General features: G+C 61.8%; 20 protein-coding genes. 14 read left to right on the plus strand and 6 right to left on the minus strand.

Annotated features, from left to right (window positions below; all coding sequences use genetic code 11):
- Position 1 precedes the first annotated feature (1 nt).
- Positions 2-1,444 carry an amidase gene (locus ATN37_RS29845; protein ID WP_166502842.1) on the plus strand — a complete coding sequence of 481 codons (1,443 nt, stop codon included), beginning with the start codon at positions 2-4 and terminating at the stop codon, positions 1,442-1,444.
- A gap of 22 nt (positions 1,445-1,466) precedes the next feature.
- Here the strand turns inward: ATN37_RS29845 and ATN37_RS29850 are convergent, their stop codons facing one another.
- Positions 1,467-1,883, minus strand: coding sequence for a VOC family protein (locus tag ATN37_RS29850; protein ID WP_003943122.1), 417 nt, complete (start codon positions 1,881-1,883; stop codon positions 1,467-1,469).
- Positions 1,884-2,206: 323 nt separating this feature from the next.
- On the opposite strand from ATN37_RS29850, the gene ATN37_RS33025 reads away from it, so the two are divergent.
- From ATN37_RS33025 to ATN37_RS29890, 8 genes are all read left to right on the plus strand, one after another.
- On the plus strand, positions 2,207-5,545 hold the full coding sequence (locus ATN37_RS33025) for a DUF4132 domain-containing protein (RefSeq protein WP_218696028.1): 3,339 nt from the start codon (positions 2,207-2,209) through the stop codon (positions 5,543-5,545).
- Entirely contained in the window at positions 5,542-6,630 is a 1,089-nt protein-coding gene (locus ATN37_RS29860; protein ID WP_218696029.1) for an AAA family ATPase, read from the plus strand. The genes ATN37_RS33025 and ATN37_RS29860 overlap by 4 nt, the downstream gene beginning before the upstream one ends.
- The gene (locus ATN37_RS29865) at positions 6,585-8,837 is read left to right on the plus strand and encodes a DUF5682 family protein (RefSeq protein WP_166502840.1); all 2,253 of its coding nucleotides are present in this window, start codon (positions 6,585-6,587) and stop codon (positions 8,835-8,837) included. The genes ATN37_RS29860 and ATN37_RS29865 overlap by 46 nt, the downstream gene beginning before the upstream one ends.
- Positions 8,834-10,051, plus strand: coding sequence for a VWA domain-containing protein (locus ATN37_RS29870; protein ID WP_218696030.1), 1,218 nt, complete (start codon positions 8,834-8,836; stop codon positions 10,049-10,051). Before ATN37_RS29865 ends, ATN37_RS29870 begins: the two co-directional genes overlap by 4 nt.
- The gene (locus ATN37_RS29875; protein WP_166502838.1) at positions 10,048-11,973 is read left to right on the plus strand and encodes a hypothetical protein; all 1,926 of its coding nucleotides are present in this window, start codon (positions 10,048-10,050) and stop codon (positions 11,971-11,973) included. Before ATN37_RS29870 ends, ATN37_RS29875 begins: the two co-directional genes overlap by 4 nt.
- 198 nt (positions 11,974-12,171) lie before the next feature.
- Positions 12,172-12,690 (plus strand): MarR family winged helix-turn-helix transcriptional regulator, encoded by a 519-nt coding sequence (locus tag ATN37_RS29880; protein WP_003943230.1) that lies wholly within the window; start codon positions 12,172-12,174, stop codon positions 12,688-12,690.
- A gap of 238 nt (positions 12,691-12,928) precedes the next feature.
- A complete protein-coding gene (locus tag ATN37_RS29885) occupies positions 12,929-13,312 on the plus strand; it encodes a hypothetical protein (protein ID WP_225320195.1) in 384 nt (127 codons plus the stop codon).
- 10 nt (positions 13,313-13,322) lie between these two features.
- Positions 13,323-14,234 carry an NmrA family NAD(P)-binding protein gene (locus ATN37_RS29890; protein WP_225320194.1) on the plus strand — a complete coding sequence of 304 codons (912 nt, stop codon included), beginning with the start codon at positions 13,323-13,325 and terminating at the stop codon, positions 14,232-14,234.
- 42 nt (positions 14,235-14,276) lie between these two features.
- Here ATN37_RS29890 and ATN37_RS29895 read toward each other — a convergent pair whose 3' ends face one another.
- Positions 14,277-14,525: a DUF3253 domain-containing protein gene (locus ATN37_RS29895; protein WP_180279563.1), complete on the minus strand. Its 249-nt coding sequence runs from the start codon at positions 14,523-14,525 to the stop codon at positions 14,277-14,279.
- Positions 14,526-14,630: 105 nt separating this feature from the next.
- On the opposite strand from ATN37_RS29895, the gene ATN37_RS29900 reads away from it, so the two are divergent.
- Both ATN37_RS29900 and ATN37_RS29905 read left to right on the plus strand, forming a co-directional pair.
- Positions 14,631-15,257 carry a class I SAM-dependent methyltransferase gene (locus ATN37_RS29900; RefSeq protein WP_180279562.1) on the plus strand — a complete coding sequence of 209 codons (627 nt, stop codon included), beginning with the start codon at positions 14,631-14,633 and terminating at the stop codon, positions 15,255-15,257.
- Positions 15,258-15,385: 128 nt separating this feature from the next.
- A complete protein-coding gene (locus ATN37_RS29905) occupies positions 15,386-15,853 on the plus strand; it encodes a hypothetical protein (RefSeq protein ID WP_020971317.1) in 468 nt (155 codons plus the stop codon).
- A gap of 19 nt (positions 15,854-15,872) precedes the next feature.
- On the opposite strand, the gene ATN37_RS29910 is transcribed toward ATN37_RS29905, so the two are convergent.
- The 3 genes from ATN37_RS29910 to ATN37_RS29920 all read right to left on the minus strand — a co-directional run bounded on the left by ATN37_RS29910 (position 15,873) and on the right by ATN37_RS29920 (position 18,009).
- The gene (locus tag ATN37_RS29910) at positions 15,873-16,310 is read right to left on the minus strand and encodes an SRPBCC family protein (protein ID WP_007735601.1); all 438 of its coding nucleotides are present in this window, start codon (positions 16,308-16,310) and stop codon (positions 15,873-15,875) included.
- Positions 16,311-16,405: 95 nt separating this feature from the next.
- Positions 16,406-17,092, minus strand: a complete 687-nt coding sequence (locus ATN37_RS29915; RefSeq protein ID WP_166502837.1) for a hypothetical protein — start codon at positions 17,090-17,092, stop codon at positions 16,406-16,408.
- A complete protein-coding gene (locus ATN37_RS29920; RefSeq protein WP_166502836.1) occupies positions 17,089-18,009 on the minus strand; it encodes a LysR family transcriptional regulator in 921 nt (306 codons plus the stop codon). The genes ATN37_RS29915 and ATN37_RS29920 overlap by 4 nt, the downstream gene beginning before the upstream one ends.
- Positions 18,010-18,104: 95 nt before the next feature.
- Here ATN37_RS29920 and ATN37_RS29925 point away from each other — a divergent pair, with 95 nt between their 5' ends.
- Genes ATN37_RS29925 through ATN37_RS29935 form a run of 3 tightly spaced genes read left to right on the plus strand, consistent with a single transcriptional unit; the run spans position 18,105 to position 21,073 of the window.
- On the plus strand, positions 18,105-19,307 hold the full coding sequence (locus ATN37_RS29925; RefSeq protein WP_166502835.1) for a YbfB/YjiJ family MFS transporter: 1,203 nt from the start codon (positions 18,105-18,107) through the stop codon (positions 19,305-19,307).
- Positions 19,308-19,352: 45 nt separating this feature from the next.
- A complete protein-coding gene (locus tag ATN37_RS29930; RefSeq protein WP_075834859.1) occupies positions 19,353-20,381 on the plus strand; it encodes a nitronate monooxygenase family protein in 1,029 nt (342 codons plus the stop codon).
- Positions 20,378-21,073 carry a hypothetical protein gene (locus ATN37_RS29935; RefSeq protein WP_166502834.1) on the plus strand — a complete coding sequence of 232 codons (696 nt, stop codon included), beginning with the start codon at positions 20,378-20,380 and terminating at the stop codon, positions 21,071-21,073. The genes ATN37_RS29930 and ATN37_RS29935 overlap by 4 nt, the downstream gene beginning before the upstream one ends.
- Positions 21,074-21,128: 55 nt before the next feature.
- Here ATN37_RS29935 and ATN37_RS29940 read toward each other — a convergent pair whose 3' ends face one another.
- A complete protein-coding gene (locus ATN37_RS29940) occupies positions 21,129-22,964 on the minus strand; it encodes an acyl-CoA dehydrogenase (RefSeq protein ID WP_217018084.1) in 1,836 nt (611 codons plus the stop codon).
- Positions 22,965-22,973 lie beyond the last annotated feature (9 nt).

The raw sequence follows: 22,973 nt of genomic DNA on the forward strand, positions 1-22,973 counted from the left end.
TATGCGCCAGACTCCCGTTTCAACCTTCATGGATGTGACCGAGATGCTCGAACGCTACCGGGACAAATCGCTGTCTCCGGTGGAGGTACTCGAGTCCACCATCGAACGTATCGAGGCGCTCAACCCGACCTTGAATGCAGTGGGACACACTTTCTTCGATACTGCACGGGCACAAGCGAAGTCAGCGGAACGCCACTATGCCCGCGGTTCGGATGTCAGCCTTCCGTTCGCCGGTGTTCCCGTTGTGGTGAAAGAGGATGAACCGGTACAAGGCCAGCCGTGGACTCAAGGGTCCAAGGTCTATGAGGACTTGATCGCCACCCACACTTCGACTTTCGTGCAGCGGATCGTCGACGCCGGTGCCATCGTCCACGCGCGATCGACGGCCCCGGAATTCTCCTCGGCCGCGTTCACACAGTCCGAGTTGTGGGGCGTCACTCGCAATCCGTGGAACACGAAATACTCCTCCGGCGGGTCTTCCGGTGGATCGGCAGTCGCACTTGCCACCGGTATGACGCACTTGGCTACCGGTTCCGATGTTGCAGGATCGATCCGAACTCCGTCGTCGTTCAACGGAATTGTCGGGTTCAAGCCACCGCATGGCCGTGTCCCAGTCGATCCGCCCTTCAATCTCGATCGCTACTGCCACTGCGGTCCGATGGCTCGCACCGTAAGTGATTGCCTCACACTGCAGTCGGTCATCGCGGGACCGACCTCCCCTGACATTGCCTCGCATGTGCCGGCATCGCCGCTGTCCGGCCTCGCAACGCATTCGTTGACAGGAATGCGTATCGCCGTGATCCCCGCGTTGGGTGACTGGCCGGTTGATCCGGACGTTGCCGCCAACACCGCCAAGTTGGTGGACACCCTCACTGCGCTGGGCGCACGCGCGGAGATCATCGAAGTCGACCTGTCACGCGCTGCAATCATGCGTGCGGCCGCCATTCACTACGATCACGTGTTCGGTGCATCGATCTCCGCCGAAGCGTCCGCGCACCCCGGCAAGGTCACGGAGTACGCGAAGGAATTCGCCCGATGGGCACGCCGCACCCGTGGTGACGCGACTTTCCTCGACGGACTCGCGATCGAAGCCGAACTGTATTCGTCGATCGGATCCCTGTTCGACACCTATGACGCGTTGATCACTCCGGCAGTGGTGACCGATGGCTTTCTTGCCGGCGATGACTACGTCGGGCACGGAATCAACGTGGCTGGAACAGAATTGGGATTCTATCTCGAGGCCGTACCGGCCATCACCTTCAACATCCTGAGCAACTGCCCGGTGCTGACAATCCCCACCGGTTTCGCTCGGAACGGAATCCCCACGGGCACACAGATAGTTACGCGACCGTACGACGACCAGACGGCCTTTGCGATAGGGCTCGCCCTCGAGAAGGTCCAGCCCTATCCCGGCAATCACCCGGATTGTCGTGCCTTCTCGTGAGAATTTCGGGCAGGCGGGTGAATCACGCCACGCAGAATTCGTTGCCCTCGGGATCGGCCATGATCACATGGTGACCCTCGAATCTTTCCAATTCTGATGCGCCCGCGCGTAGTAGCCGTTCGACCTCGCGAAGGATTGTCGCCCACTTCTGAGTCGGGGTTCCGTCTCCGGATACCCGGAGATCGAGATGTAATCGGTTCTTGGCCACCTTGGATTCAGGAACCTGTAGAAGGCAGAGTCGAGGAGCCACTCCGAGCGGGTGGTGCAACCAAGCTCCGCCCATCCCGTCGTCTTCGTCGTCGAAAGTGGCAAGCCACTCCTCGCGAGTCGAAAAAGGCTGCGGTGGTGGCTCATCGACGTATCCAGCGGCTATCTTCCAAAACGTAGCCAAGCGGTCGGGGTCTGTGCAGTCCATCGTCAGATCGACGCGAGTGAGCATCTGTCGATGTTAACGCCCAGGGCAATCGAGTGCCGGGAGGGAGGAAGCTTGCGGCATTCTTCGGAACCAAGCCGCTCGCCGCTATTTCCGCGTGCGACGTGGGCAGTCCACCTGTCTGTCGGCTGCTCGATTGTCAGCAGCAGCAGATACTCGACCAGTCGCTTGTAGCGTCGATCCCGTATTCGGCCCTGTGCCAATGTGCAGGAGGACGTCACCGCAACCGCTGTCGGGGGCCGCGTTCGGGAATGTCGAACAAGCCGATCGTTCGGATCGCTATCATTCTGGCTACGCCCGCCGACCGGGCCGGGATCTCGAGGAGACGCGTGAACCACACCACGACCGAATCTACTGCCGTGCCGCCCGCGTCGTGGTTGCCGATGAAGTACCCCCGGCGCGGCGGTTTTGCCGCCGACGTGGCACCTGTCGATCCCGCAGCCGGTGCCGAACTCGATCGACAATTCGACAGCGACGACCAGTTTGGCGAATTCAGTTCAGCGTATTTGGTCAATGATCCTGATCCTGACGAGCTCACCCTCGCCGCCCGGAAGTATCAAGCCGGTGAGATCTCCGCTGTCGGTGCAGCTGCTTTGTACTGCATACTCGGCCGCTACGCAGATAATGACCGGCAACGATCGACAGTTCTCGTGGACGGGTTGGCGGCACGGCACGGGTTGGTCTTCGCGGTCGAAGCACTCTTGGAATGGGCCGACCTGCGGTTCGTTCATGTTTCGGTGCCTGTGTCAGAGCTGGGACCCGACGCGGTAATTGTAGTGGCGAACATCGGCGGTGAGTCGCCAGCTGCGGGATACAAGATGCCTGAGTATGTACTGCGCGAGCAGCTCGGGCGGACGGACGAACCTGATGCGCAAGTGGTCCGAGAGCACATGCTCGACCGTATGCGCGGCCTGTTGGCGACAGCCTCTGACGAGGACTACGCCGCAGCCCGAGAGGTGGCGTCGTCGATGCGCACCAACAGCACCCGCCGTTTGACGGCGTCGTACATCTTTCCGACCGAGGAAGGATGGTCGGAAGAACTCATCATGGGAATGCGCGCTCGGTGGTATCACTGGAACACTCAGCTGACGGTTTCGTCGAACACGGTACAGCAGCTCGAACGGGTGACCGACTCACACGCAATGCGCAGTTGGCTCGAGGACGACGCGATGGTTGCCGCAGTAGTTGACGGCATAGGTGCAGGTCTTACCGGACTGTTGGTCGACGCGTTCGACAAACCAAACCAGTACGGAAACATGAGGGACGAGGCGACACTGCTCCGAATCCTCTGGGCGCTCTCGGCGATACCCACCGACGAAGCGTTCACTGCTCTGGTTGAACGTCGCCACGTGAAGAGTGCGTTGCCCGCGGTCCTACACGCAATGCAACATTACCCACGTCGAGCATTGAAGATATTGGCAGAGAAGGATATCGACCTGTTGGACCGTCACGTGCGGGCGAATCCCGACATCGCCGCCGAGCTGTCGCCTACACTTCCCGAGCCTGCACGGCGAAGGATCGCCGAATTGTCGACGCCGACGCCCGAGGCCACGGATCTTCCGCCCATTCTCGTCGCGCCGCCATGGTCGAACAGAAAGAAAGCGCTCGACGTCGCGGTGATCGGTGATCTCGTTGCTCCTGAAATCAGCCGAATAGTCTGGCTTCCAGGTGAACTCGAACAAATCAAGAACACTCCGAGCGACTACTCCTACACCACGTGGGAAAATTACAAACAGTATGTGCAGGATGTATCACCGCGTTCGACCCATGACTGGAACACCTGGGTGATTTTTCTACTGGCCCCAGACGAAATCGCGCGCCCGTTCCTGACGGACTGGCCCGGAACCTCGCTCAAGGATCCACTTCGGGTTGTCGCTCGCTACGAACTCGATGCGCTGCCGCTGATGCTTCGCTTCACGCGCGCTCATCCAGGTGCCGCGGCGCCATACTTGATGCCATATGTCGATATCGATGTCGCGCGCGTGCATGCGACGATGTTCGCCACCAGGAAGAATCTCCGCAAACCTGCGATGGCGTGGCTGGTTCGACACGCTGAAGATGCAGTGGCACTACTCGTTCCAGACGCAGTGGGTCCGGCAGGTGCTCAACGTGATCATGCTGCCGCCGCCCTGCGTGCGCTCGCCAGAACAACCTCACGCGAGACAGTGGTCGACGGAGCGAACCGGTACGGCCCCGAAGCCGGGCAGGTAGTCGCCGGCATTGTCGATCTCGACCCGCTCGAGATGTTGCCCAAGCGGATACCGAAAACTCCGGTTTGGGTGGATGTCTCTTCACTTCCGCTGATTCTGAACGAGAATCGATCAGCCGCACTGCCGACGTCGGCGGTGTCGACGATCCTGACGATGTGCGCAATCGGAACCGCGGACGCTCCTTACGCCGGACTCGATGTAGTAACTGCGTATTGTGACCGATCGTCGCTCGCCGAGGCCGCGTGGGAACTATTCGAACGATGGTGGGGTGCCGGCGCTCCGTCGAAGGACAACTGGGTGATTCTTGCGCTGGGTTGGCTCGGCGACGATTCGACAGTGGCAAGATTGGCACCCCTCGTCAGACGGTGGCCAGGTGAGAATGGTGCAGCACGAGCACAACTCGGTCTCGATGCACTGGCTGCACATGGGTCAGCCCGCGCGTTGACAGAACTCGATCACATCTCCCGAAAAATGAAGTTCAAGTCGTTGAAGAACGGAGCGGCACAACGCGTCGCAGAGTTGGCCGACAGTCTCGGGCTCGATCGAGAACAGCTGGCCGACCGGATCGTTCCTGATCTCGATCTGACGCCGGACGGCACTATGAACTTCGACTACGGGACGCGGATGTTCACCGTTGGTTTCACGGAGGCTCTCGTGCCTTATGTGCTCGACGGAGGAGGTAAGAAGACGTCAGGACTGCCCAAACCCACCAGAAATGACGACGTTGTTCTCGCCGAGAGTGCGAAGAAGCGATTCACCGAGCTTAAGCGAGAAACGAAAGCTGTTGCTGCCGAGCAGATCAAACGCCTGAACCGTTCGATGGTTACCGGGCGCCGCTGGACTAGGACAGAATTCGACGACTTCGTGCTCGGCCATCCGCTGCTGATTCACGTTGCACGGCGACTGCTGTGGGCATCGTTCGATGACAGCGGTCTGCCTACAGTCGTGTTCCGGGTCGCGGAGGACAGTACCTTGGCCGACATCGACGACCAGACCGTCGAGCTACCTGAGGGCCGTATCGGGCTAGTACACCCCGCGCACATACCCGATACGGTGGGCGCGTGGTCCGACGTGTTCGCCGACTACGAAATCTTGCAGTCTTTCCCACAGTTGGGTCGTGCTGTCCACGATCCGCTACCCGATGACGTCGACGGGAGTGGACTGAGTCGATTCACCGGAGTAACCGCCAGCCCCAGTCAGGCACTGCGGTTGACGTACAGAGGATGGGAACCGGTGTGGGAGAACCCAGCTTCCTGGGGACAAGGCCTGCTGTACCAGCTCAGCGATGACGTGTCTGTTCTGTTGGGGTTGGAGCCCGGGATGGGGACGGGAGACCCTTACAACGGGTACCCCGATCAGAAGCTCGTTTCGGTGGAACTCCGTGGGGGGACTTTGAACGATGTCGATCGTGCGACGGTCTCCGAACTCATCGCAGACTTGGCAGGGTTCGCCTCGTGACTTCACGAGTCCAGCGCCCACCGGCTGAGGAGCGGTTTGCCGAGGAACTTGCGCGTTTGGCCGAAGAAGACACTGGGCCGCGACCACCGGGGTGGCGTCTAACCCTCACGTCGGCGCGGACGTTCGTCATGGGCGACGTCGAGCTGGGAATAGCGCCGAAATACGTAGGCAACGCATCGCTCGTCGAACGCTCACTCGTCACCTTGGCGACGACACGTGGATTGATGCTGGTCGGAGAACCTGGTACTGCCAAATCGCTACTGTCAGAGCTCATCGCCGCTGCCGTGAGCGGGGATTCGACCCTCACGATCCAGGGCGGTGCCGCCACGATCGAGGATCAGATCCGGTATTCGTGGAACTATGCACTGCTCGTCGCGGAAGGCCCCTCGACTCGATCGATGGTTCCAGCGCCGATGATGCGTGGAATGGCCGAGGGACGCGTCGTGCGGTTCGAGGAGGTCACGCGGTGTCCGCTCGAAGTGCAGGACACTCTGTTGTCGTTGCTGTCCGAACGGGTGCTGGCAGTCCCGGAACTTTCCGGAGACGACGCAATGGTCTATGCCCGTGAGGGTTTCAATGTGATCGCCACCGCAAACACCCGCGACCGTGGCGTCAACGAGATGAGCGCCGCACTCAAACGGCGCTTCAACTTCGAGACCGTGCACCCGATCGCCGATTTCGACACCGAAGTCGAACTCGTGCGAACAGAATCGGCGGCCTTGCTGCGTGCTTCCGGTGTAGCTGCAGAACAAGATCCGGCAGTGTCCGAGTTGTTGGTCACGCTGTTTCGTGACCTACGTACAGGATTCACCGCGAACGGATCGCCGGTCGAGCGACTGTCATCGGTGATGAGCACGGCTGAAGCGGTGTCCCTTGCGCATGCCACCGGTATTCGTGGGTGGTTCTTGCGAGGAGACGCCGGTACCGTCACCGACCTCGCCGAGTCCCTGGCCGGTACGGCGACGAAAGACAACAGTGAGGATGCTGCCCGGTTGCGCCGCTACGTCGAGAAAGTAGGGTCGCAGCGGACGAGTGCGGCATGGCAAGAGCTACGCCGGGCGCACGCACGTCTGACCGGACCGTGAGCGTCGCTGTGGTGGACGCTGGTCGCGACGTCGTGGTGATCGGGATTCGGCACCACAGCCCTGCGTGTGCTCGGATCGTGGCGGAGACCATTGAGCGCCTGCAGCCGACGCATGTCTTGATCGAGGGACCCGCAGACTTCACCGATCGAATCGATGAACTGAGACTCGATCACAAGTTGCCGATCGCGCTGCACTCCCACGTGCGACGAGGAGCGCACACGCGCGTGACATGGGCTGCCTTCACCGATTGGTCTCCAGAATGGATCGCCCTTCGGTCGGCCTCCAAGGTGTCGGCGGAGGTTCGGTTGATCGATCTTCCCGTCTGGCACCCCGCTTTCGACGGGCCGCCGGACGAGTACAGTGTGGCTGCAACAGTATTGGCGGCCCGACTGGGACTGGACACGGTCGACGCGATGTGGGATCACGTCGTCGAGTCGCGCGCCGATACGCTCACTGTCGAGGAATTGACTGCCGTCCTCGACGACTACTTCGATGCGATCCGGGTAGGTGACGCCACAGTATCCGAGCGCGAACAGTACATGGCATCGTGGATACGGGCCGCTCGAGAGCGCCCCGGAAGCGGTGCTGTCGTTGTCGTCTGCGGCGGGCGTCATCGGCCGGCGATCATGTCCGAACTGGCTCGCGGTAGACCGACAGACGGATTCTGGCCCGCCGTTCCGACCGCGGGCCCTGATGTCGACATCGGCAGTTACCTGGTCCCCTATTCCTACAGTCGTCTCGACCTGGAATCCCCATGGTGGTACGAGAAGCTCTGGCAGAAAACGACATCGGCCGGGGAGGTTGCAGCCGCGGCGATCGTCCGTGATTTGCGATCCCGGAATCAACGCGTCTCGACAACGGATTTCATCGGATTCCGTACGCAGATCCTCGGACTCGCCGCTATCCGTGGTCACGCGCTGCCGACGCGACGAGATGTATTAGATGCTGCAGCAAGTACATTGGTGGGTGAGGCGTTGGCGTCGCCGCTGCCTTGGACACTCGCAGGGGAACCTCTGGGGCCCGAACCCGACCCCGTCATCTCGGCCTGTATGCGCACGATGCGAGGTGATCGGCGGGGCACGCTACACCCTGATTCACCGGTACCGGGATTGGTTTGTCACGTCGATATGCTCCTCGAGGAGTTCGACCTCTTGCCCGGCCCTGTTGTACTCGACTTGGCCGACGAGCGTAGTCGTCAGCGTAGTCGTGCACTACATCAGTTGCGTGTGCTGGGAGTGCCAGGATTCGAGCGAACTGCAGGTCCAGGCAGTGGTTCTGCAGTGGTGTCGACAGAACGGTGGATGATTGTCGAATCCGCAGACCGCCTCCCGGTGCTGGTCGAGGCTGCAGCCAAAGGCCATACTCTGGTAGAGGCAGCTGGGGCCAACCTGGAATCTTCGCTGACTTCGGCTGCGGCTGATGTCGAAAGTCTTGCACACATTCTGTTCGATGCAGTTCTTTGTGGACTCGACTCGGTGGCTGACCGAACCGAGTCGATCGCATCCGAATCATTGAAGGGCGTAGGAGATCTCGGGGGCACAGGCCTGCTGCTTCGAGCCGCTCTGGACCTGTGGCGGCACGATTCACTCTTCGGGAGCCGAGGGTCCACACTGCTCGGGGCGATAATTGATTCGGCGTCCTCGCAGGTCGTTGCGTTGGCGCACCGAGTTCGGGCCACGACCGGTGGAGCTGATCTCCTCCGGATATCAGCTCTCGCAGCGTTATCCGATGCGATGGAGTATGCGACGGAGATCCTCTCGACTGATCCGGCCGACGACCTGACCGCTCTGGCACGTGACAATGGTGCCGCGGTCGACATCAGGGGATCGGCCCTGGGAACGTCCTGGGATCGAATTCCCCCCGATGCAGCAGTCGACGCCGTTCGATCGATTCCTGCAGAACACCTCGGTGATTGGTTGTGCGGACTGTTCGGAGTAGCACGTGAGCGTTTTCTGGACGCGGAATCCAGCGACACAGTGTTGACCGCCGTCGATGAAATCGTGAGCAGACTGTCCGAACACGAGTTCCTGACAGCACTTCCCGCACTACGGCAGTCCTTCGAATTCTTCCCTCCCCGTGAACGCGACATCATCGCGCGCCGCCTGACAACGTCGACACCAGAGGCTGCAGTCGTGAACTCCCTGGATGTCGGAAGGCAGCTCGACGCCCGGGTGGACGACGCGCTTGCCCAGATCGGTATGCGATGAACATCGAACGATGGCGGCTGATTCTGGGTGATGCGTCGGCCGGAGTACTCGGTGATCCAACGGGCGATGCGGCTGACCGCGACGACGCGTTGGAGTGGCTGTACGGCCGTGACCCGGCTCGCAGCGCACAGGGCGTTCGCACTGGAACTTCCCGACTGCAGGGGACCGACTCCGTAACGACTGGAGACAACCCGGGTGGCGGAGATACGCCCGGTTCCCCGGGTGCGGTTCCGCCGAGTCGCAAGGATGGGCGGTATCGCCCCAATGGGCTCGGCGAAACGACGGTGACGGCCGTGGACTGGCTCGACGACATCCATCGTCTTTTTCCTCGCGAGACAGTTCATCGACTCGAACGCGACGCCGTGGAGAAATACGAAATCACCGAAGTGGTGACAGATTTGGAAGCGTTGCAGCGTATCGAGCCCAGCGTGACTCTGCTTCAAGCAGTGCTGCGTACCAAACACCTGATGGATCCCCGAGTTCTGGCGATGGCAAAAAAGGCTGTCGATAATGTCGTACGCGAGTTGATCGAGAGGCTCTCGGTGGACGTCCGCAGGACCTTCCACGGCAAACGTAGCCGGCACAGAACAGCGTTTCGTAATTCGCGCAATTTCGACTTCGAGACAACGGTTCGCGCCAATCTGCAGCATTGGTCACCGCAAACACGCAAGATTGCTATCGAAAAGCCTTTGTTCACTTCGCGAACTCGTCGGCACACGGATACGTGGACGTTGATTCTGTTGGTCGACCAGTCCGGATCGATGATCGACTCTGTCATCCACTCGGCGATCACCGCTGCATGTTTCTGGAATGTCCCCGGATTGAGGACTCACCTCATTGCATACGACACCAATGTCGTCGATCTCACGTCCGAGGTTCTCGACCCGGTCGAGCTCTTGATGAGCGTCCAATTGGGAGGCGGGAATGACGGTGCAAAGGCCGTCGATTATGCCGCGCAACTGGTGGATACGCCGCAACGAACGATTGTTGTCATCATCTCCGATCTGTACGAAAGTGCACCGGATCGGTTCGTCCGGAGCGTTGCCGGTCTCACGGACAATGGTGTGCGTGTCCTGGCGCTTGCTGCGCTCGACGATGCTGGTGACCCTGATTACGACCGTGAAATTGCCCGTCGCTTGACGCGACTGGGTGTGCACGTCGGTGCGATGACTCCCGGAGGGCTGGCCGAATTCGTGGCCGGTTGTATTCGATGACGTCCCGGCCTGATCTGGCTGCGCTCACCGACGATGCGCTTGCGCTGGTCGCCAATCGCGGGCTCGTCAAGCGAGCCGCGCGTATGTTCGCCGAGGAAACGCCTGAACTCTTGGTGACGAGCGAACGGATCCTCGTCCGGTACGGCGACGGTGTCGAAACCAGTCTTCCTGCCGGCATTCCATTCTCGGAAGCGTCGTGCACGTGTGGCGCAAGCTCGGTGTGCCGGCACCGTGTCGGTCTCGTTCTCGTTTATCGAGCGAATCACGGGTCGAGCTTCGATCACATAGACTGGACACCAGGGGAATTCGATGACGAGGCGCTGGAGGCATTTCTCGGAGCGGCGGTACTGGCACGGGCGAATCGGACCAGGCTGCAGGGCTACCAGGCAACAGTGCATCGAGCTCGAGGTACAGATCCTGTTGTGCGAGTCGAACTCCCACATTGCACGGTCCGGTTCTTGGTCCCACACGAACTGAGTCACGCCCATTCTTCGGCATCTGCGCACACGACGGCAGAAGCGATAGCACTTGCCGTGTGGGCGGTTCGGGCGGCGGACGAATCCGGAACCGACCATGTGCACGTGGGTCGGAGTTCAGTCGTGCGAGATGCTGATCGAAGTGCTCTGGCAAGGGCCTTGGCGCGGACGATCCTCGTGGACGGTCTGTCCACCACAACGGCGGTGCAACACGCCACTGCCGTCAGAGACACCCGCACCATTGAGGCAGGTTCCGCAATCTGGTTGGCCGATGCGTGCATAGAACTGACCGACCAGATCGAGGCCTATTCGATGCGGCATGCCGGGCACAGTCGCACACGAGTGGCGATGATCATCGCCGAGATTCATGCGAGGGTCGAACTCGGTGAATCGGTCGATTCATCGCTTGCCGGGACAGCACTAGGGACCGAGACTCCCGGTGAAACTCCGCTGCGTCGTTCACGTCTGATCAGCCTCGGCGCGAGGGTGACGGCGACTGGCGATTCGACTACCGCCGATATCTACTTCGCCGAACCAGATTCGGATGCAGTCTTTCTCATGAGTCACGATTGGTCGAGTGAATCCGACGAGGCACTCTCCGGGTATGCGATCTCGACTCGCCGAATTGCCGGTTCGTCGGTCGCCGCTTTGGCTTCATCGACAGTGCTCACAGAATCAGCGGTTCGCCGTGCCAACCACAGAATCCGCCTCGGGCGTAAAGGGATCGGGCGTACTTCCATTCTCCCTCTCGGCGTCGACGCGTGGGAAAAATCGATTGACGTGGTGGACGATTACGCCGAGATGCATCGCCGGTTCATCGAGCGCCCGCCGTCGTTTGCCCGAGCCCGGCTGACTACCGATGGCGTCGGTGTGATGCGAATAGATTCTGTAATCAGCACCGATTACGCTCCTGCAGAACAGATGTGGACAATGCGGGTCGGAGATGGGCGTGGCAACCTGGCGCAGGTGAGCGTCGTACATCGAGCGCATGCGCCCGGTGCAATCGACGCGATGGTCCGGGTAATGTCGGCCCGGCCGAGGGCCGTGAGCGGTCGGCTGACTGTCCGAGCCGGTGCGTTGTGGATGACACCATTCGCTGTTGCATGCGACCTCGGCGTCATCGTTCCCGATCTCGAAGAAGGCCTCGGCAGTGCGACGATGACTCGCGCAGTCACGACGGGCGGTGTGGACGCCATCGACAGTGCGCTGGAGGGAGCTCTATCCGTACTCGCGGACATCGCTCACCGCGGGCTGAGAAATGCGGCTGAGCCTACTATTTCTGCGCTTCGTCGTTGTGCAGCAGGGGTAGTCATGGTCGGTATGGATTCAACGGCGCGAGCCTTGGAGTGCGTAGCCGATGCGATTTCGTTCGGTGAGCTGGAGACGTCGGCAGATGCGTGGGTTCATGCTGTGATCCGGATCGTCACGGCCATCGAATCACGTTGAGACACCCGGCTTTGCGACCCTTCCAGTGATCAGCCTGCCTGCAGGCTTCAATTCTGAGGGGCTGCCAATGGGTATACAGGTTCTGGCTCGCAGTCATGCCGATCTGGACCTCTTGCAACTCGCGCACGGCTTCGGCAGCGTTGACACTCGCTCTGGTGAAGGGTTGACCAGAATGTAGTTAGGTGCCATATTAGTTGCATGGCAGTGGACGGAACCGATCACGACTCACCCACGTTGGATCAGGCGCGGCGGCAGTTGGAGCATTACGGCCTCGGGTCCGATCCGCAGGCGGTGCTGGTTGCGGTGCGGCTGATCTCGGCGGGCGCGCGGCTCGGTCGAGCGACCGAGGTTCACTTCGCGAGGTATGGACTGTCGACCGGCCGTTACCGACTGCTTGCGGATCTGGAAGACCACGACGGGGAGAAATCTCCCTCACGTCTGGCGGCTGATCTCGGCGTCTCGCGGGCCACAGTCACCGGCCTGGTCGACGGGCTCGAGCAGGAGGGTTTGGTCGCTCGACGTCCGTCCGCGGAGGACGGGCGTGGTGCGGTGGTCGTCCTGACTGCTCGTGGCGCTCAGCGTTTACGTGACATGGCGCCCGAACACTTTGCTCGTCTCGAGGAAATGGTCGACGAGCTCACCGTCGACGAGCGTGCGGTTTTTCTGGATCTGCTCTCGCGGGTCGTTCGCGGTATCGGTGCGCTCACTGCGGAGTAGTCGGCTGGGATTCCAAGCCGTCGCGTAGCGATTCGAATCGTCGTCAATTCTCGACAGAGGCTTCTCCTTCCATGCCCAAATAGTTAGCCACCTAATTATAATCGGAAAGTTGGTCTCCTTCATGTCCGGACTCACCCCACCGATCCGTCGCGAAAACAAAAGGGAGATAACCGATTCCAATCGACTCGACCCGGTTGCCGATTGTCGCGCCGCACGACCTTTCACCCTGTGGAGAGAGGTGCTGGTCGCCTACCTTGCCCCTGCGCTGATGGCGGGTGCGGGCGGAGTCGCATCCGGCCAATCGGGCCTCACGATGGCGGCATTTACGTCCATCGCGGGCACGTCGGCAGTGGTGGCGTTGCTGATCGGCTCCTGGCTGCAGCGTCGCGGGAGGTCACGGCCGTGGACCACGGCCCTGCCTCGCATCATGGTGGCGGCAATTCTTGCCGTCGGAGCCGCTGTGATTGCTGGTCTCGTCGGGTGGTTCGCCTCCCGTTGGCTACCAGCTCACACGAGCGTGGTCGACACTGCTTGGCTTGCTCGCCTGCAACTCGATCTACCGATATCTGCCGCGGTCGCTGCCGTCATCGTCAGCTGGCGATGGCGCCGTCAGAATCCCTGACCGACAACACATGTCAACGATCCCCGGCTTCCCGGGGAAGACCGAAAGGAACACGATGATCGTCATCATGGGAGCGTCCGGAACCACAGGCGGCGCGTTGCTACGCAGTCTCGCATCCTCGGGTGTGCCGAGCCGAGCGCTGTCCCGCGACCCGGACAGGCTGCGCGCCCACCTCGGCGATTTGGCCGACGATTTGGTCGAAGTAGTGCCGGCCGATGCCGTAGACCCAACTTCGCTACGCACGGCTTTCAAAGGGGCCGAACAACTTTTCCTTGCCATGGCCAACGGCCTCGAACAGGTCGAGCTCGAGACGCGTGTGATCGACATAGCCGCCGAGAGCGGCGTCGAACACATCGTCAAGATCTCCGACCCCGCCGCCGCGGCCGACTCCCCCATCGCTCTCTCCCGCGGCCACCATGCCGTCGGCGAACACCTGCGTGCATCCGGGATCCGCCACACTCTGCTCCGCCCCTATGCGTTCATGCAGAATCTGTTGCTCCTGGCTCCGGCGGTGGCTGCGCAAGGGGTGATTCTGGGCGCGATGCGGGACGCGCCGTGCAACTGGATCGACTGCCGAGACATCGGTGACGTCGCCGCGGCCGTGCTCACACGCGCCGACCTCGCCGGCGGTACCTACGTCCTGACGGGCAGCGAGGCAGTCGGCTACGGCGGCATCGCCGATTCTCTGACCCGCATGCTCGATCGCCCCGTTCAATATATCGACCTGCCACCGCACGAACTGCGGCAAAACCTCGTCGATCATGCCCACATGCCTCCGTGGCTGGCCGAGCACATCCTGGAGATCCAGCAACTTGCCGTCTCGCGCCCGGAGTCACCCACCGACACGGTGGCACGTGTCCTGGGGCGTGAGCCACGAAGCCTGGATGCGTTCCTGTGTGAGCATCTGGACCGTTTCCGCTGATTCACGCTGCGAGAGCAGTGCCGCCAGAAGTCACGCGGTTGATCAACGAGCCCACCGAATCCTGATCGGACCTCGTACGGATTCCGGGTCGACGACTTCGCCGCCTTGGGTGATCTGTACTTCGCCCTCGGCCACCATGTGGCGGGCAGCCTCTCGGACAGGTTCCATCAGCGGCCGCCAATTGTCGGGTGCCGCTGCGCGGGCCACGTCGGAGGGGCAGATGCTCGACTCGGCCGATCGGGCACTGAGTAGTTCGCGGATCTTCGCCGCCAGTTCTTTCTCTTCCACCATATGACCTCAGTTTCCGGACGTGACCGTAGGCCTTCAACAGAGTATGAACCTTCGGTTCGGCGAGTTGTGGCGAAGGAATGGTGCACATCGATAATTATTGACGGCGTGGAGAATTCGAGTGCAACGCGCCGCGACGTAGTCCGAGAGTCGTATTCGGCCAGATCCCAGGAGTACACGGACCTCTTCGGCTCGATGGATTCGACGCATGCATCTGATCGGGCCCTGGTGACCAGCTGGGCTGTCACTTTGACCGGCCCCGTGCTCGACGCCGGGTGCGGGCCGGGGCAGTGGACAGACTTCCTGGCCCAGAGCGGGCTGGCTGTGAGCGGGATCGATCTCGTGCCCGAGTTCGTCGAACGAGCACGCAACCAATACCCGGATCTTTCCTTCGAGGTCGGGGGCTTCGAGGCGTTGGACGCGAAAACGAATTCACTGGGCGGCGTGCTGTCCTGGTACTCGCTCATTCACCATCACCCGCAAGATATCGAGGCACCGCTCGCTGAATTCGCGCGCGTGATCCGCCCAGGTGGTGGGTTGCTGGTGGGCTTCTTCGAAGGCACAACGGTAGAGCCTTTTGATCATGCCGCGACGACTGGTTATCGATGGCCGGTGATCGAACTTGCCGAGGTGCTGGTCACAGCGGGTTTCGACGTGATCGAGACCCATACCCGGACGGGGAGCGGCTACAGGCCGCACGGCGCAATCACTGCCAGCCGGCGCGGCGTCGAATAGCGGATCGAGACAGCGGATCGAGACAGGGCGAGCAATTCTCTTTCATTCATTTCGTGTGAGTGGTGTGCTGGATGAGTCACTCCCCGGCTTTTTCAGCACCGGATCATCCACAGTTGAAAGAAGGCGCCATGACCACGATCCATCTTCACAAGACGACCACTGCGACGCCCGAACAGGTCCTTGCCGGCCTGACCGACTTCGGCCCGGGCCGTGAGGAAATCTTCGGCCGCAGTGCGGACAGCTACCTGAAAGTGCACCAACAAGGACCCCACGATGCTGATGTCACCGAGGGCTCCAGTGGTATCTGGGAGCGTCTGCACTACGACTGGACCGACCCGCACCGCGTCGTGATGACAACCACCGACTCCAACCTGTGGGGCGGGGCGTCGAGCCATACCTACACGCTGACCCGGCAGCCGACGGGCCTGACCGATGTCGACGCCGTCGTGGTCCGGGACGGCAAGAACCTCAAGGGAAAGCTCCTGGCGTCGGTACTCGGACTCGTCGGCACCCAAGTGCTGGGAAAGTCGTTCACGAAGTCCATCGATGCCATCGAAGCTCGCAACGGTGGCGCGAGCGGCGGCAACACACAGTGACAAGAACCTGACGGACTTGTCAGAGCGCTTCGAGGGCCTCCGTCATCTTCTTCACCGTCTCCGGTGCCACTTTGGCTTCGAATCCCGCCTTCAGGAGAGGCGACGCAATCTTGGCGGCACCGTTGAACTCGACGTTCGCGTGATACTCGATCTCGGTCGAGTTCGGACCCACCGAAGTCAAGGTGATGTCGTCGGTACTGGTGGCAGTCTTGTTCTTTCCTTCGAGAACAACGTGATTCAGCTCGTCGGTCACCAGCGTGTACGTCAGTTCCGTGGTGACGCCGAACAGCTTCGACACGTTGTGCCATTGGGTTCCGACGCCGACAGGACCGTCGGAGATCTGCGTGCAACTCTCGGTGCCCGGATCCCACGTCGGCGCATTGGCGAAGTCGCGGAGAAACGCCGCAGCCTTCTCGATCGGTACCTCGGCGGTGAATTTGCGGGTGACGTCAACCATGCGGTTGGCCTTTCGGTTCATTTTCGGCGGTAGTGCCGAGGCGAGACTTCGTTCCGACGCCCGGGCTACCCAAACTCGACGAACGGTAACCGCCTTCAGAAGACTGCGCGGTCCAGTGGACGTGGAAGCGGATCGAGTGCGCCGGTCTCGCGCAGGCGCTCGTAAGCCAAAACGACCCCATCGCAGGCCCTGATCGGTAGCAACACGCCGCCGGGTAACGCGGTAACGTCTACGGCCAGGTCATCCGGGATCGCGTCAGCGCGAGCGGACGAGAGGTAGCCGAAGCGGCCGATCACGGGATCTCCGACACGATAGTCGGACTCGTTTTCGAGAGCGTCGAGGATGTCGTCGTCGGTGACATCTCCGAAGTCCGGTTCCCACACCGCGGCGAGCATCCGAAGTAGTTCTGTCTCAGGAACTTCGACGGCGTCCGGCGCGCTGACAGCGAGAATCATCGACTGTAGGACGATTTCCGGTTCGCCGCCCGCCAAGCCGGAGAGTTCGAGCCCCCATTCGGGCCCTCCTCTGGATGCGAGCCTCAATCCGATCCCCAGACGATCCGACCAGTCTTCGGCGGCCTGCGCGTTCTCGAGGACCTGTGCCAACTGGTCGCCGGTCACGGCAGTAGCAGGTCCAGAGGAATGGATCTGTTGCCACGACCCGTCGACCGACTCGGGCAACAGGAACTCGACTTGCTCCAACGTCCGACGCCACCGGGAGGCCACGGCCTGCACCGATTCCGGCCGTCGTCCCCAGAAAACTCGAATAGCGCGTCGTGTCATCGAGTCCTCCGGTAAGGATCGTCCATGGGTAGCCATATCCCGTCTTCGTGGATTTCGAGATCAGTGACGCCGCGGGTGAGAGCGTCGACGGCCGCGAGAACTGCAGGGCGCGTTTCGTTCTCGCGGCACAGGAGTGACCACGTCCAGATCGCCGCGGGGTCGATCACCGGACGTGCAGTGAGATCGCTTGGCAACGTGATGGTCTGCCCTTTGGGCGAGTTGACGACCGGACGGCCGACGGCACGGACGTGATCGAAGAATGCCGGACCGGTGATACCACCGTCGTTGATGCGCAGGATCTGTGCGCCGGTATCGCGAGCGAATTCTTCGGCGAAGACGTTCCACGAATACCAGGAGGTGGTGTCGTCGTCGACGAGTACGACGACGTCGCGTGCCCGCACCGGTGTGGTGTCCTCTCCGGTGGAGACCGCGTAGAGCCGATCCGCACCGAGCAGTTTCGCGCTCAGAGCATGTTGGGCGACATCGGTTTTCCGCACCCAGGCGATCGCCAGGTCGAGGCTGCCGTCCGCTACCCGCGCGGCCTGTGCGTGTGATGGCACCACCCAGGCGTCGACGTGCAGTTGCGCGACCCCTGAAGTGCGCGCGATCAGATCCGTGGGGAGCCAATTGACGTAGCCGATCCGGACGGGCTCTGCTCCGGACAGACGCTCCGCGCGGCACCGCAGATTCTCGGCATTCTCGAGTAGCACACGGACATCAGGGAGCAAGGCCGCGCCGGCTGGCGTCAGAGCGACGGAACGGCGGTCGCGGACGAACAGCTTGACGCCGAGGTCGCGCTCGAGTGCCATGATCTGCTGCGACAATGACGGCCCGGCGATCAGTAGTCTTGCCGCGGCTCGGCCGAAGTGCAGTTCCTCGGCGACGACCTCGAAGTATCTCAGCTGACGCAGCTCCACGATCCTTCATGCTACGTGCGGTGGGAGGTTGCGCCTATCAGTCAGGAGCAAAGCGGTCGTGGCGGTCCGGCGCGGCCGGGGCACACGATAAGACCATGACCACAATCCGCAACGGCGTCTCCTCGCGAGCGCACGCTGTCCAAGCTGCCGCTGCGCTGGCGGCGAGCATGGGAATCGGTCGATTCGTCTACACACCGATTCTGCCGTTGATGCACACGCAGGCCGGTCTGTCCGCCTCGCTCGGCGCCACCCTGGCGACGGCCAACTACATCGGGTACCTGATCGGCGCGCTCGCGGGAATCCTCATTCCCGGCGTGGTGCGCTCGGCAGCGGTGATGCGTACGTCGTTGGTGGTCCTCATCGCGACTTTGGCGCTCATGCCCACTACCCACGACGGATCCATCTGGTTCGCCCTGCGGCTCATCGCAGGCATTGCCAGTGCCCTCGTATTCATGATCGCCGTCAGCGCTTTGCACGCGCACCTTCGGGGGCAGTCCCAATTCCTGGCCGGATGGGGATTCGGCGGAGTTGGGTTGGGTATCGCCCTGTCCGGGGTCCTCGTGTTCGTCGTCCGCTTCATCGGTTCCTGGGGTACTGCCTGGCTGGCATCTGCGGGCCTTGCAGTGGTGTGTGCGGTCGCCGCTTGGGGATTGACGCCGGAACCGCGTCCGATCATCACGCCGGACGCGCCGGGAACTCCCAGTTCCCATCGCTGGTTCACCGCCCTGGTCATCAGTTATTTCCTGGAAGGCATCGGCTACATCATCGCGGGCACGTTCCTTGTTGCCGCAATCGATCTCGCCGCTCCGCAATGGGTGGGCAGCGGCGCTTGGATAGTGGTCGGTCTGGCCGCATTTCCCTCGTGCGCCCTGTGGGCTTGGCTCAGCCTGCGTTGGTCGAGGCCGACTCTGCTTCTCGTTGCCTTGTTGATTCAGGCGGTGGGCATAGCGCTTCCTGCTGTGATCGGAGGCGTCGGCCCCGCACTGATTTCAGCTTTCCTGTTCGGTGTCACCTTCCTCGGTATCGGGTCAATTGTGTTGGCAATCGGCGCGCACCTGCAGTTCCCACGCGCCGTGGCGTTGCTGACCGCTGGATACAGCGTCGGTCAGATTCTCGGCCCACTCGTTGTCACTCCGTTGCTGCGAGACGGGTATCGCGACGCTCTGCTGTTGGGTGCGGCCGTCGTTCTGGGCGCGGCAGTGGCCGCCGCGGTTTTGCGGTTCCGATTCCCTTCCGATCTCGATGCGGACCCTCGGACAGCCACCTCGACTGAGGAGGTAGTTTTTGATGTCAGATGACGAAACGGCCGGAGCACTATCCGACGTAGGACTGGAGATGTTCGAATGAGCGCACTCACAACCGATCTCGACCTGAAGGTCCCTGTCATCGCAGCGCCCATGGCCGGCGGCGCTTCCACACCGGCACTTGTTGCTGCTGCCTCTCGCGCAGGCGGTCTCGGCTTCCTCGCCGCCGGGTACAAGACGCCTCAGGCTCTGTCCGAACAGATCGACGCCGTGCGCGCCGAGGGAGTGTCCTTCGGTGTCAACGTCTTTGCGCCCAACCCGGTGCCTGTCGATGTCGATGCCTACCGTGCCTATGCCAGGGCGATCCAGGTCGAGGCGGATCGCTTCGGCATCACACTGGCTGACGGTGAGCCGGTCGAAGACGACGACTATTTCGCGGACAAGATCGATCTGCTCCTGGCCAGCCCGGTTCCGGTGGTCAGCTTCACCTTCGGCTTTCCCGCACCGGGCGTCATCAAGGCGCTGCGCGCTGCCGGTTCACTTGTCGTCCTCACAGTGACTTCGGAGGCAGAGGCGCTCCTTGCCGTCGACGCCGGTGCCGATCTGCTTGTCGTGCAATCGTCGGCTGCCGGCGGACACTCCGGAACGCTCACTCCCCTGCAGGTTCCGGCAGAAACACCGATCACCGAACTGATCGCACAAATCCGTCATCGCACCTCTGTTCCGCTATTGGCGGCCGGTGGACTGGCGACCTCCGCCGACGTCGCTGCTGCCTTACGTGCCGGAGCGGACGCGGCAGTGGTCGGTACCGTACTGCTGCGCACCGAGGAGAGTGGTGCCTCGGCTCCGCACAAGGCAGCTCTGGCCGACACGTCCCGCGGGAACACGGTCGTCACAAGAGCTTTCACGGGACGTCCTGCACGGGCGCTTCGGAACGAGTTCATCGATCGCTACGACGCACAAGCGCCCATCGGGTACCCGGCCATCCATCACCTGACCAACCCGATGCGCAAAGCCGCTGTTGCGCAGGCAGATCCCGAGCGAATGCACCTGTGGGCCGGTACTGGCTATCGCCACGCGACGGAGGAACCAGCCGGGGTAGTGCTTTCGCGATTGGCTAACCTGTGACGGCGCGGACACCGGACATCACATTGCCCGAGGTAGTGACATACGACGGGCTGCCCAGTGGTGCACACTCGCTTCGAGTCAAGCGCCCCGACGTGGCATTTCAACGCCTGCAGACATTTCTGGAAGCCTGCATCGAACCAGTGTCGTTGCCGTCGTGGACGTTCGAGATCTACCAGAGTGGGCCATCCGAGCCGACCGCGCAGTTGTCATCGTTCGCTACCGAACTCTTCGGTGGGCCCCGCTACAAAGCGCAAACCCATACTGAATGGAACGTCCCACCTGGTTCTGTCAACGAAGCGCTCGATGCCCTCGTTGGTTGCGATGCGGTCACAACCCACGGACGTTCTGTGGCGGCACTGACCTGCAGCGCGCCCGTACGCCTGATCGACCCCAACGCCCGCGCGCCGTACCCCGACATCACCCCCGACACGTTCGGCCGTTTTGCCGTGGATGGATACGGCCGGATTCTCGGCGAGTCAGGCATACGCGCAACCCTCGGCAACGCCGCATCCTCACTGTCCCTGTGGCTCAACCTGCCTGCAGACGAACGGTTGTCGTCCGGTGCTCGTCACCTACAAGACCATCTCCCGTTCCGGCTGTCCGCGAAGCACTGGCGTCTCTGGCGGCCGAACCGGAGCGCAGACTCTTATCGTTCCAACAAGATTCCGTCGCCGGTTCACGACCACGTTTGAATCACGCAGCAAGCATTCCGAGTTGCGCACCACCCATACCGCGCATGGCACGTTGTCAGAATGCGTCTTCCTCGAGTTCCATGATCTCGTTGTCGAGGGAACCCAGGATTTCTTTGGTCGACGCCAGGACGGGCAGGATGTTCTTGGCGAAGTACGACGCGATCACCACCTTGCCCCGATAGAACGACCGGTCCTTTGCCGACGCGTCACGGTCCAAGGCTGCCAACGCGACTTCCGCTTGCACCAACAGGCGCCATCCGATGAGCAGGTCGCCTACCGCGTACAGAAAGCGCACCGAGCCGAGGCCTATCTTGTACAACTCGGAGGGTTGGTCCTGGGAAGCCATCAGATACCCGGTGAGCGTCCCGGCCATCTCCTGCACGTCGGTCAAGGCGGTCTCGAGTAGGACTCGCTCGGCCTTGAGTCGACCGTTCCCGGCCTCACTGTCGATGAACTCTCGTATGCGACCGGCTACGTGAGCGAGCGCAACGCCGCGGTCGCGTGCGATCTTTCGAAAGAAGAAGTCCTGCGCCTGGATTGCCGTGGTGCCCTCGTACAGGGTGTCGATCTTGGCATCGCGGATGTACTGCTCTATGGGGTAGTCCTGAAGATAACCGGAGCCGCCCAGGGTCTGCAGGCTCTCGGTGAGCAGTTCGTAGGCCTTCTCGGAGCCGACGCCCTTGACGATCGGCAGCAGCAGATCGTTGACCCGCGCCGCCAATTCGGCATCCGCCCCCGAAACCAACTCGGCGACATCGGCATTCTGGTGTGCAGCGGTGTAGAGGTAGACCGCTCGGAGGCCTTCGGCGTAGGCCTTCTGCATCGCCAGGCTGCGTCGGACGTCAGGGTGATGCGTAATGGCCACACGGGGTGCGGTCTTGTTTGTCAGTTCGGTGAGGTCTGCACCTTGAATTCGTTCTTTCGCATACTCGAGGGCGTTGAGATAGCCGGTGGACAGTGTTCCGGTAGCCTTGGTGCCCACCATCATTCGAGCGTTCTCGATGACCTGGAACATCTGGGCGATACCGTTGTGGACATCACCCACGAGCCAGCCGACGGCAGGAACGTCCGTCGCACCGAAGGTGAGTTCGCAGGTCGGGGACGACTTGAGGCCCATCTTGTGTTCGACGCCGGTGACGTAGACGCCGTTGCGCTCTCCCAGTTCAAGTGTGTCCGAGTTGAAATGGGTCTTCGGAACGTAGAACAGGCTCAATCCTTTGGTTCCTGGACCGGCGCCTTCGGGTCGGGCAAGCACCAAGTGGAAGAGGTTCTCGGCCGTGTCTCCGACGTCGCCGCCGGAGATGAACCGCTTGACGCCCTCGATGTGCCAGGTGCCGTCGTCCTGCTCGATCGCCTTCGTTCGGCCTGCGCCCACGTCTGAGCCGGCATCGGGTTCCGTCAGCACCATCGTTCCGGCCCAGCCCCGCTCGAACCCCTCTTTGGCCCAGTGCTTTTGCTGTTCGTTGCCGATGCTGTAGAGCACGCTCGCCATCAGTGGACCCATGTTGAAAAAGCTTGCCGATCCGTTTGCCGCGACCAACATTTCGCCGATCGCCCAGACCAGCGGCGCGGGAGCAGGAACGCCGCCCATGCCCTCTGGTAGTCCGAGCCGCGACCAACCAGCCTCGTTCACCGCCTCGACGGTCTTGCGCAGGGGTTCCGGGACGACTACCGCGTGGTTGGGTGCGTCGAATTCGACAGGGTTCCGATCTGCGTCGGCGAAGGACGCGGCGACCGGGCCTTCTGCCAGCCTCGATACTTCCGCAAGAATGTTGCGCACAGTGTCGGTGTCGAGGTCCCCGTAAGCGCCGGCATCCAGCAGTTCGCCGATCCCGAGTACCTCGAACAGATTGAACTCGATATCACGCACGTTGCTTTTGTAGTGACCCATTGTTCTCCG

This window comes from Rhodococcus sp. MH15 (genome assembly GCF_019266045.1).
Taxonomy (GTDB): Bacteria; Actinomycetota; Actinomycetes; order Mycobacteriales; family Mycobacteriaceae; genus Rhodococcus_F; species Rhodococcus_F qingshengii.

Coding starts and splice junctions, on each gene's coding strand:
- ATN37_RS29930 (WP_075834859.1), top strand. CDS start 19,353: ATGAGCGCACTCACAACCGATCTCGACCTGAAGGTCCCTGTCATCGCA.
- ATN37_RS29925 (WP_166502835.1), top strand. CDS start 18,105: ATGACCACAATCCGCAACGGCGTCTCCTCGCGAGCGCACGCTGTCCAA.
- ATN37_RS29905 (WP_020971317.1), top strand. CDS start 15,386: ATGACCACGATCCATCTTCACAAGACGACCACTGCGACGCCCGAACAG.
- ATN37_RS29875 (WP_166502838.1), top strand. CDS start 10,048: ATGACGTCCCGGCCTGATCTGGCTGCGCTCACCGACGATGCGCTTGCG.
- ATN37_RS29845 (WP_166502842.1), top strand. CDS start 2: ATGCGCCAGACTCCCGTTTCAACCTTCATGGATGTGACCGAGATGCTC.
- ATN37_RS29880 (WP_003943230.1), top strand. CDS start 12,172: ATGGCAGTGGACGGAACCGATCACGACTCACCCACGTTGGATCAGGCG.
- ATN37_RS29850 (WP_003943122.1), bottom strand. CDS start 1,883: ATGCTCACTCGCGTCGATCTGACGATGGACTGCACAGACCCCGACCGC.
- ATN37_RS29865 (WP_166502840.1), top strand. CDS start 6,585: ATGGCAAGAGCTACGCCGGGCGCACGCACGTCTGACCGGACCGTGAGC.
- ATN37_RS29940 (WP_217018084.1), bottom strand. CDS start 22,964: ATGGGTCACTACAAAAGCAACGTGCGTGATATCGAGTTCAATCTGTTC.
- ATN37_RS29890 (WP_225320194.1), top strand. CDS start 13,323: ATGTCAACGATCCCCGGCTTCCCGGGGAAGACCGAAAGGAACACGATG.
- ATN37_RS29915 (WP_166502837.1), bottom strand. CDS start 17,092: ATGACACGACGCGCTATTCGAGTTTTCTGGGGACGACGGCCGGAATCG.
- ATN37_RS29895 (WP_180279563.1), bottom strand. CDS start 14,525: ATGGTGGAAGAGAAAGAACTGGCGGCGAAGATCCGCGAACTACTCAGT.
- ATN37_RS29910 (WP_007735601.1), bottom strand. CDS start 16,310: ATGGTTGACGTCACCCGCAAATTCACCGCCGAGGTACCGATCGAGAAG.
- ATN37_RS29870 (WP_218696030.1), top strand. CDS start 8,834: ATGAACATCGAACGATGGCGGCTGATTCTGGGTGATGCGTCGGCCGGA.